This is a genomic window from Spirosoma flavum (genome assembly GCF_042686045.1).
In the GTDB taxonomy this organism is placed as follows: Bacteria; Bacteroidota; Bacteroidia; order Cytophagales; family Spirosomataceae; genus Spirosoma; species Spirosoma flavum.
Window position 1 is genome coordinate 489,727 of record NZ_JBHUOM010000019.1, and the last position, 15,733, is coordinate 505,459.

At 47.8% G+C, this 15,733-nt stretch carries 11 protein-coding genes; 9 read left to right on the top strand and 2 right to left on the bottom strand.

The window, feature by feature from the left end; translation table 11 throughout:
- The first annotated feature begins 59 nt into the window (after nucleotides 1-59).
- The 4 genes from ACFS25_RS19065 to ACFS25_RS19080 all read left to right on the top strand — a co-directional run bounded on the left by ACFS25_RS19065 (nucleotide 60) and on the right by ACFS25_RS19080 (nucleotide 4,676).
- Nucleotides 60-2,462 (top strand): ABC transporter permease, encoded by a 2,403-nt coding sequence (locus ACFS25_RS19065; RefSeq protein WP_381504175.1) that lies wholly within the window; start codon nucleotides 60-62, stop codon nucleotides 2,460-2,462.
- A 237-nt stretch (nucleotides 2,463-2,699) separates the two neighbouring features.
- Nucleotides 2,700-3,110 (top strand): hypothetical protein, encoded by a 411-nt coding sequence (locus ACFS25_RS19070; protein WP_381504177.1) that lies wholly within the window; start codon nucleotides 2,700-2,702, stop codon nucleotides 3,108-3,110.
- 23 nt (nucleotides 3,111-3,133) lie between these two features.
- Nucleotides 3,134-3,649 (top strand): hypothetical protein, encoded by a 516-nt coding sequence (locus ACFS25_RS19075; RefSeq protein ID WP_381504179.1) that lies wholly within the window; start codon nucleotides 3,134-3,136, stop codon nucleotides 3,647-3,649.
- A 118-nt stretch (nucleotides 3,650-3,767) separates the two neighbouring features.
- The gene (locus ACFS25_RS19080) at nucleotides 3,768-4,676 is read left to right on the top strand and encodes a winged helix-turn-helix domain-containing protein (protein WP_381504181.1); all 909 of its coding nucleotides are present in this window, start codon (nucleotides 3,768-3,770) and stop codon (nucleotides 4,674-4,676) included.
- A 21-nt stretch (nucleotides 4,677-4,697) separates the two neighbouring features.
- Here ACFS25_RS19080 and ACFS25_RS19085 read toward each other — a convergent pair whose 3' ends face one another.
- A complete protein-coding gene (locus tag ACFS25_RS19085) occupies nucleotides 4,698-5,621 on the bottom strand; it encodes a helix-turn-helix domain-containing protein (RefSeq protein ID WP_381504183.1) in 924 nt (307 codons plus the stop codon).
- A gap of 179 nt (nucleotides 5,622-5,800) precedes the next feature.
- On the opposite strand from ACFS25_RS19085, the gene ACFS25_RS19090 reads away from it, so the two are divergent.
- The 3 genes from ACFS25_RS19090 (at nucleotide 5,801) to ACFS25_RS19100 (ending at nucleotide 10,161) form a co-directional block, all read left to right on the top strand.
- Nucleotides 5,801-6,202, top strand: coding sequence for a GlcG/HbpS family heme-binding protein (locus tag ACFS25_RS19090; RefSeq protein WP_381504185.1), 402 nt, complete (start codon nucleotides 5,801-5,803; stop codon nucleotides 6,200-6,202).
- A 29-nt stretch (nucleotides 6,203-6,231) separates the two neighbouring features.
- On the top strand, nucleotides 6,232-7,422 hold the full coding sequence (gene fdhA, locus ACFS25_RS19095; protein ID WP_381504187.1) for a formaldehyde dehydrogenase, glutathione-independent: 1,191 nt from the start codon (nucleotides 6,232-6,234) through the stop codon (nucleotides 7,420-7,422).
- Between the two features lie 291 nt (nucleotides 7,423-7,713).
- Nucleotides 7,714-10,161, top strand: coding sequence for an ABC transporter permease (locus ACFS25_RS19100; protein WP_381504189.1), 2,448 nt, complete (start codon nucleotides 7,714-7,716; stop codon nucleotides 10,159-10,161).
- A gap of 19 nt (nucleotides 10,162-10,180) precedes the next feature.
- On the opposite strand, the gene ACFS25_RS19105 is transcribed toward ACFS25_RS19100, so the two are convergent.
- Nucleotides 10,181-10,468: a hypothetical protein gene (locus ACFS25_RS19105; RefSeq protein WP_381504191.1), complete on the bottom strand. Its 288-nt coding sequence runs from the start codon at nucleotides 10,466-10,468 to the stop codon at nucleotides 10,181-10,183.
- Between the two features lie 233 nt (nucleotides 10,469-10,701).
- On the opposite strand from ACFS25_RS19105, the gene ACFS25_RS19110 reads away from it, so the two are divergent.
- Nucleotides 10,702-13,128, top strand: coding sequence for an ABC transporter permease (locus ACFS25_RS19110; RefSeq protein ID WP_381504193.1), 2,427 nt, complete (start codon nucleotides 10,702-10,704; stop codon nucleotides 13,126-13,128).
- A 172-nt stretch (nucleotides 13,129-13,300) separates the two neighbouring features.
- Nucleotides 13,301-15,727 (top strand): ABC transporter permease, encoded by a 2,427-nt coding sequence (locus tag ACFS25_RS19115; RefSeq protein WP_381504195.1) that lies wholly within the window; start codon nucleotides 13,301-13,303, stop codon nucleotides 15,725-15,727.
- The last annotated feature ends 6 nt before the right edge of the window (nucleotides 15,728-15,733 follow it).

Genomic DNA, 15,733 nt, shown 5'->3' on the forward strand with positions numbered 1-15,733 from the left:
GATAGAGCATAAACTAAAAAACGTCAATTATCGGTCTCAAACTCTGACTCGTCTGCTCTATGCTACGTAACTACATCAAAATCGCTTTCCGTAACCTGTGGAGAAATAAGGTTTTCTCAGGCATCAATGTAATCGGCCTATCGGTTGGACTGGCTTCGTGTCTGTTGCTGTTCATGTACATAACTCATGAACTGAGTTATGATGACTTTCAGCAGAAGGCCGACCGGATCGTGCGGGTAACGATGGAGTACAGCATGGAAGGCCGGGTGGCTAAAATACCGCAGACGGGAACAAAAGTAGCCCCGGAATTTGGTCGGCAATTTCCAGAAATAGAATCGGGCGTTCGAATGATAAATCGGGACGCTGTTGTGCTCAAGGGTGATCGGCAGTTCAGCGAGAAGCGACTCGTCTATGCCGACTCGGCCTTCTTTTCCCTGTTTTCATTTCCATTGCTAAAAGGCAATTCGCAAACGGCACTGAACGGACCAAATCAAGTCGTGTTATCGGAAACAACGGCTGAGAAGTATTTTGGAACAGAAAGCCCGGTTGGGAAACCGCTACGTATCAATACAGGCGGCTCTTTTCGGGATTATTCTGTAACGGGTGTAGTTAAAGACTGCCCGGCTAATTCTCAGATCAAATACGATCTAGTGGCTTCGTTCAAAACGCTCCCGGCAGCTAAAAAGGAAGAATGGTATTCGTCGAACTACGCTACGTATCTGCTGCTACGTTCTCCCGACGCCATCGCTCCGTTACAGGCAAAAATTCCGGGCTTCATGAAAACGCAGTTCAGTAAAGACGAAATGTCGCCCGGAAGTTACCTCACATATACCCTTGAACCGCTCCGGCGGGTGCATCTGCACTCAGACGTAGAGGGCAGTTTTGAACCCAACGGCGACCTGACATACATCTACATTTTCGGGTCAATTGCCTTACTGATTTTGCTGATTGCCTGCGTCAATTACGTCAATCTGGCTACGTCACGGGCCGTCGAACGGGCTCAGGAAGTTGGTGTCCGGAAAGTAATGGGCGCCATGCAGGGCCAGTTGTTTGGGCAATTTATGGGCGAATCGATTATCATTACCTCGGTTGCCCTACTGCTGGGTTTGCTACTGGCAGCCCTGACACTCCCCTTGTTCAACACGTTGTCTGACCGGCAATTTTCATTTGTCGTATGGCTACAACCCAAAAATCTGCTGATGTTGCTTGGTGTTGGCGTAGTGGTTAGCCTGATAGCTGGGAGTTATCCCGCTTTGGTGCTGGCACGGTATCAACCAATCCGGGTCTTGAAAGGTCAGTTGAAAACTGCCGGAGCGGGCCAGTTTCGCCGGACGTTGATTGTCTTTCAGTTTGCCATAACGGCCTTCCTTATCACCAGTACGTTGCTGGTCCGAAATCAGTTGACGTATATCCAGCACAAAAAACTTGGCTACGGCAAAGACCATATATTGCTGCTACCCGTTGATAGACAGGTCAATGAAAAAATACAGGCTATAAAAAGTGAGTTTCGCCAAAACGCCGATGTGCAACGGGTTTCGCTGGCATCTGATTCGCCGGTATATGTTGAAGGAGGGTATGGTATGCGTGGATCAACCATGCCGGAGGGGCAACGTAAGATGGTGGCAGGGCTATCGATTGATGAAGATTTTGTGCCAGCCATGAGCCTGCATCTTGTTGCTGGCAGCAATATAAATGCCGCCGATATGGAACGGGTTTCGCGCACGGATAATGATAGCCTTACCCGCAGTCGGTTTATTCTTAACGAGACTGCGGTAAAAGAACTCGGCTGGACACCCCAACAGGCTATCGGTCAACGTCTTGACATGAGCGGACGATTAGGCGAAGTGAAGGGCGTAGTGGCAGATTTTCACTTTGCGTCCATGAAGGAGAAAATTGGTCCTCTGGCTCTTTTCCCGGAGAATGGTGGCGAAATCCTGCTGGTAAAACTGTCGGGTAGTCAGTTGTCCAATACACTCCAATTTCTGGAAAGCAAATGGCGGACGATTATACCAGACCGCCCGTTTGCTTACGAATTTATGGATGAAGAGTTCAATAAACTTTATGCCGCCGAAACACGTACCGGCCAGATTTTCAGCATTTTTGCCTTCCTGTCGATCTTCCTTGCCTGCCTTGGACTTTTTGGTTTATCGGCGTACACAACGGCTCAGCGCACGAAAGAAATTGGTGTCCGCAAAGTGTTAGGCGCGTCAGTAATCAGCATCGTTGGATTACTTTCAAAGGACTTTCTTAAGCTGGTGGTTATCTCAATTTTAGTTGCCTCCCCCCTGGCTTGGTATGCCATGAATCAGTGGTTGCAGGATTTCGCCTACAAGATCACTATCGACGGGTGGGTGTTCGCGTTGTCGGGTGCGCTGGCCGTGGGCATTGCCTTGTTGACAGTTAGTTTCCAGAGCATCAAAGCCGCCCTGATGAATCCGGTAAAGAGTTTGCGGAGTGAGTAAACGTACTCATGTGTATGCCTGACGAGTACGACGGAACAAGCTTCGTCGTACTCGTTTTGTCATGTCCTGACGGATGAAAACCAACTACAAATTTGCGCTACCCTGCCGCTAAGAAATCAGATCTTGAGCGTCAATTAAATAGTTTTACAATTCCTTTACAATGTTTTACAGTGGTTTTGCAAGCCTTGTAAAACGGGCCTATACTTTTGATTCACTGGTCATTTAAAAACACGAACCATGAAAAAAGTAAATGGACTTATCCTTGCACTCATTTGTACTTTATTCTCTGCCGCTAGTTTTGGACAAAAGGTCTTCACCGATTGCTCGGCGGCTTTTCTAAACAGCAAAATAGTTGTCGACAGCTATACCGATCAGGGAAAATGTCTCCTCTCATCAAGGGCTACCGGCGAGTTGACCGTTTGTACGGTGAATCTGTCACCCACAGAAAGCAAAGCCGTTGATAAAATCGCCTTCAAAATTGCGATTAGAGATAAAGACACGAAAACCGTATTGCTATATTCTAATGAGAATTTTAAGCAGGTAGCCATTGAACGAGTACTGGCAAAATGTAAAAAAGGCGACCACATTATGTTGCTCACGCTGGACAATAAGTACGCGATGCCGCACAACGAAATTCTGGTACAATAACGCACCCATTAGCTCTTACTCTCATGAAACTATACGTAGTAATTCAACAAGCGGTTGTGCTATCGACTCTATTCCTGTCGGCAATTACAATTACCGTCATTGCCCCGAAAAATAGCATAACTACCAGCCTTGCAAGTGTGAGTTTGCAAGCGGCACAAAATCGGGAAGAAATAATCTATCACGACGCGTTGTTGCTTAACAATAAACCGGTCAACTACGCTGATTTTTCCCTTCTCACGAAGGGAATATTAACAGTCGTAACTGCAAATCCGGAAACGACTGATGTAGAAAAAATTCCGTTCCGAATTTATTTACGGCGGGATGGGGAGAACATTATCAGTGGCGTATCCGACACAACCCGATCTTTACTTACCGTTGACGTTGCTTCTATTCTGTCCATCGCCAAAGCTGGTGACTATCTGATTATTGACCCGACCCGGGAAAGCGATTCAGAAGCCCGACGAAGTATTAAAGTGAGAGATTTCTATTTTAACTCTATCTTGTTTTCGTTTCTAAAGAATAAGAATGATGGTTGTTGACCCTAAACAGGCGTAGACTTCCTACCGATTATGAGAAAATCAGTCGTTGTACTGTGATGTCGGGTTTAAGAACCCGACATCACAGTACTCGTTCTATAAGAAAACCCTGCTATTGATTATGAGAAAATTAGCCGTTGTTATCGCAGTTTTAGGGGCCAGTCTGTTGTTTACACAATTTGTGTGGCTGGCTCCCGCTGTGAACAAGGCTGATAAATTCCTTTTTGCAAAAAAGGTTAATCTTGCGCTTCGCCGGACAGCCCATCACTTACTCATTGAGAAGGGAGATTCCACGTCTCGTATTTTGCCCGTAAAACAACTAAACGCCACTACGTTTTTGGTCCGTTTGGAGCATCCATTCGACTATAATCGGTTGCCAGCGTTATTACAACAATCGTTGGCTATCCATAAAATCACCGACAATTACGACGTTTCAGTACTGAATTGTGTGGATGGGGAATTACAATTGGGCTATAACTTTCTGGATTTGACCGAGCGCAATGAAGTTCCTTGTGGAGGTCGCAAACAGGAGCCGGGATGTTATACGTTACAGGTCACATTTAATACAGCAGAAACTCATAGCCAGCAGGCCGCTACTTTGTGGCCGTGGGCTTTGGGATTTTTGTTGGTTGGGGGAGCCTATATAGCCTGGCGAAAATCAACATTACCAGCACCCGCTACCTCTACTACAGAGGCAGTGGAAGGAGTAATTCAGATAGGGCAAACCACATTTAATGTTTCCAACCAATCCCTAAATATAGCTGGCCTTACCTATACGCTTACGTATCGGGAAACTAAGCTATTGGACCTTTTCAGTCGCCATCCGAACCAATTATTAGAACGTGATTTCATCCTTAAATCAGTCTGGGAAGATGAAGGTATTATCGTTGGGCGCAGCGTAGATGTCTTTGTGTCCCGTCTGCGTAAATTGCTCCAGCCCGACCCCACTATACGGATTGTAGCCGTACACGGAGTTGGGTACCGACTGGACATTCGACAAGGCGAAAGCGATAGTTCTATTCGCTCTTAACTTTTTGGACTGGGCTTTTTCTTACGGGAAAACCGTTTGCCGATAGGAGGTTGGGGTTATACCTTCGAGCATCTTGAACAAGCGGGAAAAATAATGCAGGTTATTGAACCCCACTTGATAGCAAACTTCGGTGACGGTGGCACTCGGATTAACCAGTAATCGTTTCGCCAGGCTTATCCGTTCCCGGATGATAAACTCCATTGGAGACAAGCCGAAGGTTTCTTTGAACGACCGAAAGAAACCAGATTTGCTCATGCAGGCTTTCTGACAAAGTACATCAATGCCAATTTTTTCTGGCAGATGCTCGCGGATGTATTCGACCACCGTGGCAAACCGATTATTGGCCGACAGACCATCTTCTACCATAGCCATATTCTGGGTCTGAATCACCCGAATCAATAGGGATTTGAGTGTCAAATCGGCCAGAGCGTCTTTTGCAATGTCGTCTTCCATGCTGATACTAATCAACTTGTTCATAACATTGGCCAACTCCCGATTATTGTAAAAATGGTACTGGCTGAAATTCAGTTTCCACTCGCTGATTTCATCTTTTCGGGGGTAATACTCGTTCAGAAAATTCAGCATGTGGGTCACTACATCCCAGTCTAAGGCAATGGTTGCACATTGAACCGGGTGTTTTTCGTCGGCTTCCGGGAAATCCACTTTCATGGAAATTCCTTCCGGCAGAATTACTGTTTCTCCGGGCAGAAAATCAAACCCTGGATTTTTGGACAAATGCATCACCTTTTTGCCCCGCAACATACTGGTGATTACCAGCCCACTATACGATAAAACAACGTCTGAGCATTGCTGATATGTCTCAAAAATATTCAGCTCACAATGGTTTAGATTGAATACCCGACGGTGCTCAACCAGTGAGTTCAACTTCTTAGTGTCCGATAGGTTGATGGTCTGGAGAGGATAGCCGTTGTTCATCATATTCATTGTTATTCTCTATAAACGCGTTTTGACCACAATGTTTATTTCCTTCTGATTTGTAAAGTTGGACAATAGTAGTATTTGTTGGTATTATCGTGCAAATAAAAACTTTTCTGATTGCCTAGTTTTGCGTTGGGACTCATAGAAAGAGTCCAACTGAACTAGTCAATCTAAAAAATCAAATTATGAGCATTACGTTAGAACAAGCCGAAGTTGCCGTAAAAGCGGCCAAAGCAAAAGCGGTAGAAATAGGAACCCTGATGAACATTGCCATAGTCGATGCCGGGGCTAACCTGACGGCGTTTGCCCGCATGGATGGCGCCTGGCTGGGGTCGCTTGATATTTCGCAGAAAAAAGCCAAAACGGCCCGCTTTTTTGATATGCCAACGGGCGTAATTGGTAGTTTGTCGCAACCGGGTGGTTCGCTTTACAACATCGAACATTCCAACGGTGGGCTGATTACTTTTCCGGGCGGTATTCCTATCAAAAATGCGGCTGGTGAAGTCATTGGAGCCATTGGCGTATCGGGTAGCAGCGTCGAAAACGACAATACCGTTGCTCAGGCAGGTGTGGATGCTCTAAGTTAAATTTCCTCAATCGTCTAAACCCCAGCAATATGTGTCAAAATCGTGGTGTTGCGTACATTGAACCCGGCGTGGTTGAAGTACAATCCATTGAGTATCCGAAACTGGCCCTTGGCGACCGCAAATGTCATCATGGGGTTATTCTGCAAATCGTTTCGACGAATATTTGCGGTAGTGATCAGCATATGGTTCGGGGCCGTACAACGGCGCCAGCCGGTCTGGTGCTGGGTCACGAAATAACGGGGCTGGTCATCGAAGCCGGGCGCGATGTTGAATTTATTAAGGAAGGTGATCTGGTATCGGTTCCGTTCAATATCGCCTGCGGACGCTGCCGGAACTGCAAAGCGGGTCAGACAGGTATTTGCCTGAATGTCAACCCCGGTCGGGCGGGAGCCGCTTATGGGTACGTCGATATGGGCGGTTGGGTTGGCGGTCAGGCCGAATACGTCATGGTGCCTTATGCTGATTTCAATCTGTTGAAGTTTCCGGATAAAGACCAGGCAATGGCCAAAATCCGGGACTTAACACTGCTTTCCGATATATTTCCGACGGGTTATCACGGGGCTGTTACAGCCGGTGTGGGACCGGGTTCAATTGTGTATGTAGCCGGTGCCGGTCCGGTTGGGCTGGCCTGCGCGGTTTCCTGTCACTTGCTGGGTGCGGCTGTCGTTATTGTCGGCGACATGATTCCTGAGCGGTTGGAGCAAGCAAAAAGCTTCGGTTGCGAGGTTATTGACCTACGAAAAGATGTGTCTTTAGCCGATCAGATTGCCGAAATTATTGGTGTTCCGGAAGTTGACTCGGCTGTCGATTGCGTTGGTTTCGAAGCGCATGGACATGGTTCAGAGTCGGGTACAGAACAACCGGCAACCGTATTGAACGCGGCCATGACCATAACACGGGCGGGTGGCGCCATTGGTATTCCCGGCTTGTATGTTACAGGCGATCCCGGTGCGTCTACTGAGGCTGCCAAACAGGGAAATTTAAATATCCGCATTGGGTTAGGCTGGGCGAAATCGCACTCTTTCTACACAGGTCAATGCCCGGTGATGAAGTACCACCGCCAACTGATGAATGCCATTTTGTACGATAAAGTGCAAATTGCCAAAGCGGTAAACGTGGAAGTAATTAGCCTGGATAAAGCACCAAAAGGCTACCAGGATTTTGATAAAGGAGCCGCTAAGAAATTCGTAATCGACCCGCATGGATTAATTCCGAACTGAGTACATTAAGTGTGCTAGATTGACCTATCGGTACAGAGATATAAAGCCTCTCTGTACCGATTTTTTTTGCATCAATTCACAGCTGATATTCACTGACATTCAATAGTATAAACCGGGCAATTCGTTAAAGAATGTTAACCTAACGCGCTAAAAAGAACAGGGAAGTCGATTAACATTTTTTAACGGGACGACAGCACGAAAACGAGGCCAATGAAAAGCAATAACAAATAACTTCATGGCTTTAAAAGCTTGCTTTACAAGAAATGCTTTTTGCTTTTCACCCTTTCGCTTATGCTCCAGAATTACATAAAAATTGCTTTTCGCAATCTCCAGCGTCGTCGATTTTATGCGCTCGTAACCGTACTCGGACTAACTGTCGGCATTACCTTTCTGTTGCTCATCGGCAGCTACATTCAGGGGGAACTAGCCGTGAACCGAACACTTCGGCACGCCAGTCAGCAGTACCTGATTCAGAGTCGCTGGAAAGAAAAGGATATGGGCATGGATATCACAACGCTAGCGCCCATTGGCCCCACGCTGAAAACCCAGTATCCTACCTTAGTTGCCAATTACTACCGTTTTTACGGGGCTACGGCAATTGTATCGAACGACCAGAAACATTTTAGAGAACAAATTCAGATTGGCGACTCCACTCTGCTTTCCATGTTTGGTCTTCCACTAGAATACGGCGACCCACAAACTGCCCTTCTCGCCCCCAATTCAATTGTTATTACGGCGGCTCTAGCTCAAAAATATTTTGGCAAAACCGACGTGCTTCGCCAACAATTAATCGTACAGACTCCTGCGAGCGGTAAGCAGCTATTCACGGTTACAGGTGTGTTACAAGCCCTGCCCTTTAATAGCGTTACGCATCTACTTCAGTTACCTGAACAGATTTTCATTCCGATGCGTAACGTTGGCTATTTTATACCGGAGGCAGCTATGAATTCCTGGCAGAATCAGTATATTCCTACCTATCTGGAATTGCAACCGGGCGTAACGGCGGCTCAATTAACTCAACCCATTGCCCGTACGCTGGCAATCCACGCGCCACCCGGATTTAAAGAGAATTTAACGGCGTATCTAAGTCCGCTGGAAACATATTATTTGACAGCCAACAACGGCTTAGTCAAAAAAATGATTCTGACACTGAGCGTTATAGGCATCTTTATTCTATTAATGGCCGTGGTTAATTTCGTCAATATTACCATTGGCATGTCGGCAACACGCTTGCGGGAAATCGGGGTTCGGAAGGTGCTGGGTGGCCTCAAAAAACAAGTAATCGCGCAATTTTTGGTCGAAGCATTCTTACTGACAGCCGGTGCTACCCTACTGGCATTAGGTTGTTATGAACTCTTCCGGTCAACGTTCGCTGTGTTACTGGACAAACCAATACCGTCGTTGCTGGATTGGTCGCCCTATGCTTTTTTGGCCCTGACGGGACTGGTATTAGTCATTGGTTTACTGGCTGGTAGCTATCCAGCTTTTGTGTTATCGGGGCTGCCTTCTGTCGATTCGCTCAAAGGAAAGCTGGTGGCATCGGTGCAGAAAGGTGTTTTGTTACGCCGGGCGTTAATCGTATTTCAGTTCACGGTGGCCATTTTCGTTTTTGTCGGGGCACTCGTGATCGGCAAACAAGTGTCTTATTTCTTCACTAAAGACTTAGGCTACCAGAAAGAACAAATCATGACCGTAGCGTCTGTACCTCGCGATTGGTCGCCCGCCGGAGTGCAGCGGATGGAAGACATTCGGAACCGACTGGCCCGCATTCCCGGTGTCTCTGACGTAAGCTTATCGTTCGAAATTCCCGATGGCAGAAGTAGTGGCAGTGGCCGGGTATTTCCACAAGGCCGCGACAGTACGCAGGCCATAGTCGCGACTGTGTTGACAACTGACGAGCAGTTTGCCCAAACGTATGGCCTACACATGCGGGAGGGAAACTATTTCAACGCCAACGGAAGCAGTTCAGATTCGTTACGCGTTGTCTTAAATGAGTCAGCGACACGGGCGTTAGGCTGGGCTACTCCGGCAAAAGCAATAGACCAGGTTGTACGGTTGCAAGGCAGTAATCAGATTTATCGGGTGGGTGGCGTCCTGAACGATTTTCATTTTGGCTCCCTTCATGAAACGATCAAGCCACTCATTCTCCTGAACATTCGGAGCAACACCATTTACCGCTATTTCTCCTTCAAACTTACACCCCGACAGGCCAATGCTCAACTGGATGGCCCCGGTAGTTTACCCGAAACTGTAGAAGCCATTGGCCGGGAATGGGCGCGGCTGTTTCCAGAGGCTCCCTTCGATTACTCGTTCATGGACGACACGCTCCAGAAATTATATAAGACCGAAATTCAACTTCAAAAAGCGTCTCGTTTGGCGACTACCCTGGCGCTGATAATCGTTTTGCTGGGCGTATTGGGGCTGGTTTCACTGAACGTAACTCGCCGGACCAAGGAGATTGGCATTCGCAAAGTGCTGGGTTCATCGACATTCAGTATTGTCAATCTGTTTATGAAGGAATTTATCCTGATTCTATTGATTGCCAATGTCATTGCCTGGCCGATGGCGTATTATTTACTGAGTGACTGGCTAACGCACTTTGCCTATCGAATGGACTTATCGTGGTGGCCGTTCGCCGTTGTGGCTGTTTGTCTGGCGCTCCTGACGGGCTTTATTGTGAGTACGCAGGCAATTAGGGCAGCGTTAACGAATCCAGTGAAGAGTCTGCGAAATGAATAAAACTAGTCTCTGTTCCTGATCACCCTTCAAAAATATCGCTTAATCTAAGTTGTAGCCCTGTTTCAGGGTCTGTGATAAAACCTTCTGTGAAGTTGGCTTGCTTATGATTGGGCAATAGAATCGATATGATTTGCAAACTTGGAACAAGTAACCAACCAGTTTTGACACCTGCCGGAAAATGCTTTTTGTAAATACGGTCTATTAACCCATTTAGGCTCTGTTCGGTCGGACCGTCGCACGGAGAAAGAAATTCGATAGTAGTAAGCGGAACATCACAAACAATAATTTCGTCGGTCACCCAATCCATCTGACGTTTAGGGAAGATGCACAGATCTGGCCGGGTTTTGCCAGAAGCAAACTCAAGATCAAGTTCTGTAAAAATACTATACTGTTGTCGACATGAATAAGAAAGCCAAACGACTTTGCCGTTCGGAATAATTCAGACTTGATGTCTTTTCGTCATCGTATTCGATGGGTTGCTTACTACCTGCTTCCGTAGACGAACGAGTGTTTTTCAAAGATAACCAAACCCTCAACCTAATGCTTCGCTCGTATTTTAAAATCGCCTTCCGCAATCTACGTTCGCAACGCAGCTATACCCTACTTAATATCATTGGTTTGTCTGTTGGGATGGCGGGCGGATTGCTCATTTTCATGTTCCTGCGTCATCACCTCAGCACCGACCGGCACCACGCTAAATTTGATCGCATTTTTCGGATTGATACAGATTTACACCTCGCCGACGGTTCTATCGAGTACAATCCAGAAGCCCCGTTACCGATGGCGCAAGCGTTGCGGACCGAGTATCCGCAGGTGGAGCAGGCCGCTTTTCTGATGATGCTTCGGGAACTGACCGTCAGTATTAAGCAGTCCGATCAAGCTAACGGTTCCCCGTCGGGACCGAAACAGACGCAATCCATGCGCTTTCAGGAACACAAAGGCGTGGGTCTGGTGGAGTCTGAATGGTTCGACATTATGGATTATAGGTGGCTACAGGGCAATCCTAAAACGGCACTCCACGAGCCGAACAGCGTCGTGTTGACAACCTCCTGGGCGGAACGGTACTTTGGTAATGCCAACCCGATTGGCCGGGTTATGACCCTTGACAACAAAGTTGACGTGACTGTGACGGGTTTATTGGCTGAACCACCCACCACGACCGATACCGATCTGGGTTTATTTATCTCGCTGGCGACGCTCAAAACAATAGATTCTACATACAGCATGACGGATTGGTACTGGCTTAACAGCACGAACCGGGTTTACGTCACGCTGAAAAGTCCGGATGCGGCTCCTTCCATCGAAAGGACGTTTCCGGCGTTGTCAAAGAAACACTACGGAGCCGATGCCAGCGTGTTTCATTTTCACCTCCAGCCCATGCGCGAATTCCATTTCGACGTGGCGCGGGGTGGTACGACCATTCGGGCATCACTGCTGTGGTCGCTGGGTGCGGTGGGTATGCTGCTGATTGTGGCGGCCTGTATTAATTTCATCAACCTTGCAACGGTGCAGGCCCTCCGGCGAAGCAAAGAGGTAGGCGTCCGCAAAACGCTGGGTAGCTCACGCAGTCAACTGATCGGGCAATTTCTGCTCGAAACAACATTGATTATTTTAGCCGCGACCGGATTAGCCTTATTGTTTATTATTCTCTTACTCCCACTTTTTAACGAATGGGTTCAATTGGATTTATCCCTCCGCCCCGACTGGCTGACAATGTGCTTCATTGGGCTGCTGCTCAGTGGTATTATCCTGTTGGCTGGTGGGTATCCGGCGGCTGTGTTGTCTGGGGTTGAACCCTGGGAGGCTCTCCGGGGTACGCTCAGCGCTGGCTCCGATAGGGGTTTTACGGTAAGGAAAGTGTTGGTCGTGACGCAGTTCGTCGTTTGTCAGGCACTTATTATCGCGTCGTTAGTGGTGGCTAATCAGATTCGATACATTCAGCAGGCAGACTTGGGTTTCCGGAAAGACAATGTTGTGATCGTCACATTGCCATACGGTCAAAAAGCGAAGCAGGATGCCTTCAAACAACAGCTTTCACACTATGCTGACATTCAATCAGTCAGTCTCAGTCACCTGACTCCCGCCAGTAACCTGCAATTTGGCGGCTCGTTCAAGTTCAACGGCAGTACGGAGTGGTCAAAATTCCCGATTCGGGACCGGCTCGCCGACGCCGATTACCTGAGCACGTATGGTATAAAACTACTGGCGGGACGCAACATAACACCCGGCGACACCATCCGTGATTACGTGATCAACGAAACCCTGCTCCATAAACTTGGCTTTCGCAACCCGCAACAGGTGTTGGGTAAAATGCTACAGTATTACCTCTCTCCGATTCCATTGCCAATAGTTGGTGTTGTAAAAGATTTTCACCAGAAATCACTGCGCGACGAGATTGGTCCCTGTTTCATCGCTAATCAGGCCAGTTGGTACAAGCAGGCGGGTATCCGAATTTCAGGAAATGACCCGGCGCAAACGCTTCAGCATATTCGGCAAACGTGGCAACAACTCTTTCCCAACGACGTGTTTGAGTATCAATACGTAGATCAACAACTAGCCAAGTTCTACGAAACCGAAACGCTGATCGCCCGACTCACAAACATATTTACCAGTATTGCTATCCTGATTTGCTGCCTCGGTTTATACGGTTTAGTCTCGCATGTTGTCGTACAACGCACCAAAGAAATTGGCATCCGTAAAGTGCTGGGCGCATCGGTCGCCAGTATCGTTACGTTGCTCTCAAAAGACTTCCTGAAACTAGTTCTGATCGCTATTGTCATTGCTTCACCTCTGGCCTGGTGGACTATGAATCAGTGGTTGCAGGACTTTGCCTACAAGATCACTATTGGCTGGTGGATGTTTGGGCTGGCAGGATTAGTGGCGGTCAGTATTGCGCTCCTGACAGTCAGTTTCCAAAGCATAAAAGCCGCCCTGGCGAATCCGGTGAAATCATTGAGAAGCGAGTAATGGATATCTCGTAATACCTCTCTGCGAGGTTGTCCGCAAGTGTACGCCCAGCGTCCGTTTGCGGACAACTTTTTATTTATCTCTAAATATTTACTCTGATAATCAGTTAGTTGGTTTTCTGGTACGGCATTTGGCGCACTTATCTGTTGTGCCACCTCTTTCTGTTCGATTTATGCTACGTAACTATCTGCTCATCGCCTTTCGCAATCTGCGGAAATACAAAACGTTCAGCTTCATCAACATCACGGGTGTGGCGGTTGGGCTAGCCTGTTTCCTACTGATTGCGCTTTACGTGCGAGATGAGTTGAGTTACGACCGCTACAATGCCAACGCTGACCGTCTTTACCGCGTTACCCGGACATTCCTCACATCAGAAGGCACTGTTTCGCTTCGATTAGCCCAGGTAGCGCCACCGTTTGGCCCATTAATAAAACAGGATTTCCCGGAGATTGAACAAGTGGCACGAACGCTTGAGAGTGAAAGTTTACTACGCTATGGCGAACACTCATTCAATGAGAAAAATGTTTTTTTTGCTGAAGGAAATTTATTTAAAACGTTGAGCTTCGACATGGTTAGTGGCAGCCCCGATCAGGCGCTGGTCAATCCATTCTCGATTCTGTTTTCTAGACCGATGGCCGAGAAATATTTCGGCACCGAAAATCCCGTTGGCAAAACCGTTCGGCTCAATAACCAATATGATCTGACTGTCACGGGAGTATATGAGCCGCTGCCCGCTCAGGCCCATTTCCACCCAAATTTCCTTCTTTCTTTTTCGACGCTGAACGACAGTCGTATCTACGGGGCCGAACAACTGCGGACCAATTGGGGAAACAACTCGTTCAATACGTATGTCCTGTTAAAGGCGGGGCAGTTGGAAGGAGGCACTTCCAGCGATCGGCAACGTATTGAAGCCGCGTTTCCGGCTTTTCAGGATAAACATTTCCCAGCCAACGAAGGCAAAAATCCCTCTAAATGGTCAATCCTGAATCTGCAAAAACTCACCGATATTCACCTGCGTTCGCATACCGATTCGGAGCTTGAGCCCACCGGTGACGTAAGTTATATTTATCTGTTTTCGGCCATTGGCTTATTCATTTTGCTGATCGCTTGCATCAACTACATGAATCTGGCCACAGCCCGATCTGCGGGGCGAGCCAAAGAGGTTGGGATGCGCAAGGTTGTAGGGGCTTTGCGTTCCCAACTGATTGGCCAATTCTTGAGCGAATCCATCTTGCTGGTAACCCTATCGCTGGGCGTCGCCGTTGTGCTGGTACTTTTCTGTTTGCCCGCACTCAATAAGTTCACGCAAAAACAACTGGCCTTTACTCAAATCGTCGAACCGGCATTTCTCAGTATTCTGGTTGGCATTACGTTGCTAACAGGTGTTGTGGCGGGCAGTTATCCGGCTTTTTTTCTCACGTCGTTCCGGCCGCTTGGCGTTTTGAAAGGGCAAATTGTTTCGGCCATGCGAACCGGCAAACTACGTCAGGTGCTGGTAATTACGCAGTTCGCCATTGCCATAGCGCTTATGATCAGCACAGCCGTTGTATACAACCAAATGAAGTACATTCAGGACTACCGGCTTGGTTATCAGAAAGATCAGGTCTTGCTGCTGCCTGATGTCGGCGACTCGACAACGAATTATGAGACGCTCAAGCAACAACTCATCCAAACGGGTGTGGTGCGTGATATGGGCCGCTCATCGCGGATACCATCTTCGCGATTGCTGGATTCGTACGATGCTTCTGCGGCAAAAGGCGACAGCATGGCTCCGGTCAAGATTAACCTTCGGGGCCTTCGTATTGACTACGATTTCATTCCGGCTTATCAGATTGCCATGGCCGCCGGTCGCAACTTCTCGCGATCTTACTCAACCGATACGTCGATGATCGTTCTGAACGAAACGGCCGTACGTCAATTGGGCTGGACGCCCGACCAGGCCATTGGCAAAGCGTTTCGGTATGGTCCAACGAACGGCCAGATTATTGGTGTCACGAAAGATTATCATTTCGAATCGCTGCACCAGAAAATGGCCGCGATAGTCATGGTCATGTCTACCAGCCATTTCAATTGGCTCTCCATTCCCATTCAGGGCAATGTTCCGGCTGGTGTGAAGCATGTTGAAACCATCTGGAAACAGTTTTTTCCGGAACGGCCATTCGATTATCAGTTTCTGGACGAACGATTTGACCAGCTCTACACCCGCGAACGAACCCAGCAAACGTTATTCAGCATTTTTGCTGGCGTTGCCATTTTGATTTCGTGTCTGGGTTTATTTGGCCTGTCGATGTTCATAGCTGAGCAACGGACCAAGGAAATTGGCATCCGCAAAGTGCTGGGCGCAACAGAGCTGAGTCTAGTAACTATGTTCTCCAAAGACTTTCTGAAGTTGGTCCTGGTGGCGGTAGTAATTGCGTCTCCGGTGGCATGGTACGCTATGCACACCTGGCTAAATGATTTCGCATATCGGACAACCATTCACTGGTGGGTGTTTCTGCTGGCGGGTGGCCTAACGGTGCTTATTGCACTAGTAACGGTCAGTTTCCAGAGCATCAAAGCCGCCCTGATGAATCCAGTAAAATCACTACGTTCCGACTAGGGTAAA

Excerpts from the sequence above, each read along its gene's own strand:
- ACFS25_RS19075 (WP_381504179.1), top strand. The coding sequence starts at position 3,134 with ATGAAACTATACGTAGTAATTCAACAAGCGGTTGTGCTATCGACTCTA.
- ACFS25_RS19070 (WP_381504177.1), top strand. The coding sequence starts at position 2,700 with ATGAAAAAAGTAAATGGACTTATCCTTGCACTCATTTGTACTTTATTC.
- ACFS25_RS19080 (WP_381504181.1), top strand. The coding sequence starts at position 3,768 with ATGAGAAAATTAGCCGTTGTTATCGCAGTTTTAGGGGCCAGTCTGTTG.
- ACFS25_RS19110 (WP_381504193.1), top strand. The coding sequence starts at position 10,702 with ATGCTTCGCTCGTATTTTAAAATCGCCTTCCGCAATCTACGTTCGCAA.
- ACFS25_RS19065 (WP_381504175.1), top strand. The coding sequence starts at position 60 with ATGCTACGTAACTACATCAAAATCGCTTTCCGTAACCTGTGGAGAAAT.
- ACFS25_RS19085 (WP_381504183.1), bottom strand. The coding sequence starts at position 5,621 with ATGAATATGATGAACAACGGCTATCCTCTCCAGACCATCAACCTATCG.
- ACFS25_RS19100 (WP_381504189.1), top strand. The coding sequence starts at position 7,714 with ATGCTCCAGAATTACATAAAAATTGCTTTTCGCAATCTCCAGCGTCGT.
- ACFS25_RS19115 (WP_381504195.1), top strand. The coding sequence starts at position 13,301 with ATGCTACGTAACTATCTGCTCATCGCCTTTCGCAATCTGCGGAAATAC.
- fdhA (WP_381504187.1), top strand. The coding sequence starts at position 6,232 with ATGTGTCAAAATCGTGGTGTTGCGTACATTGAACCCGGCGTGGTTGAA.
- ACFS25_RS19105 (WP_381504191.1), bottom strand. The coding sequence starts at position 10,468 with ATGGATTGGGTGACCGACGAAATTATTGTTTGTGATGTTCCGCTTACT.
- ACFS25_RS19090 (WP_381504185.1), top strand. The coding sequence starts at position 5,801 with ATGAGCATTACGTTAGAACAAGCCGAAGTTGCCGTAAAAGCGGCCAAA.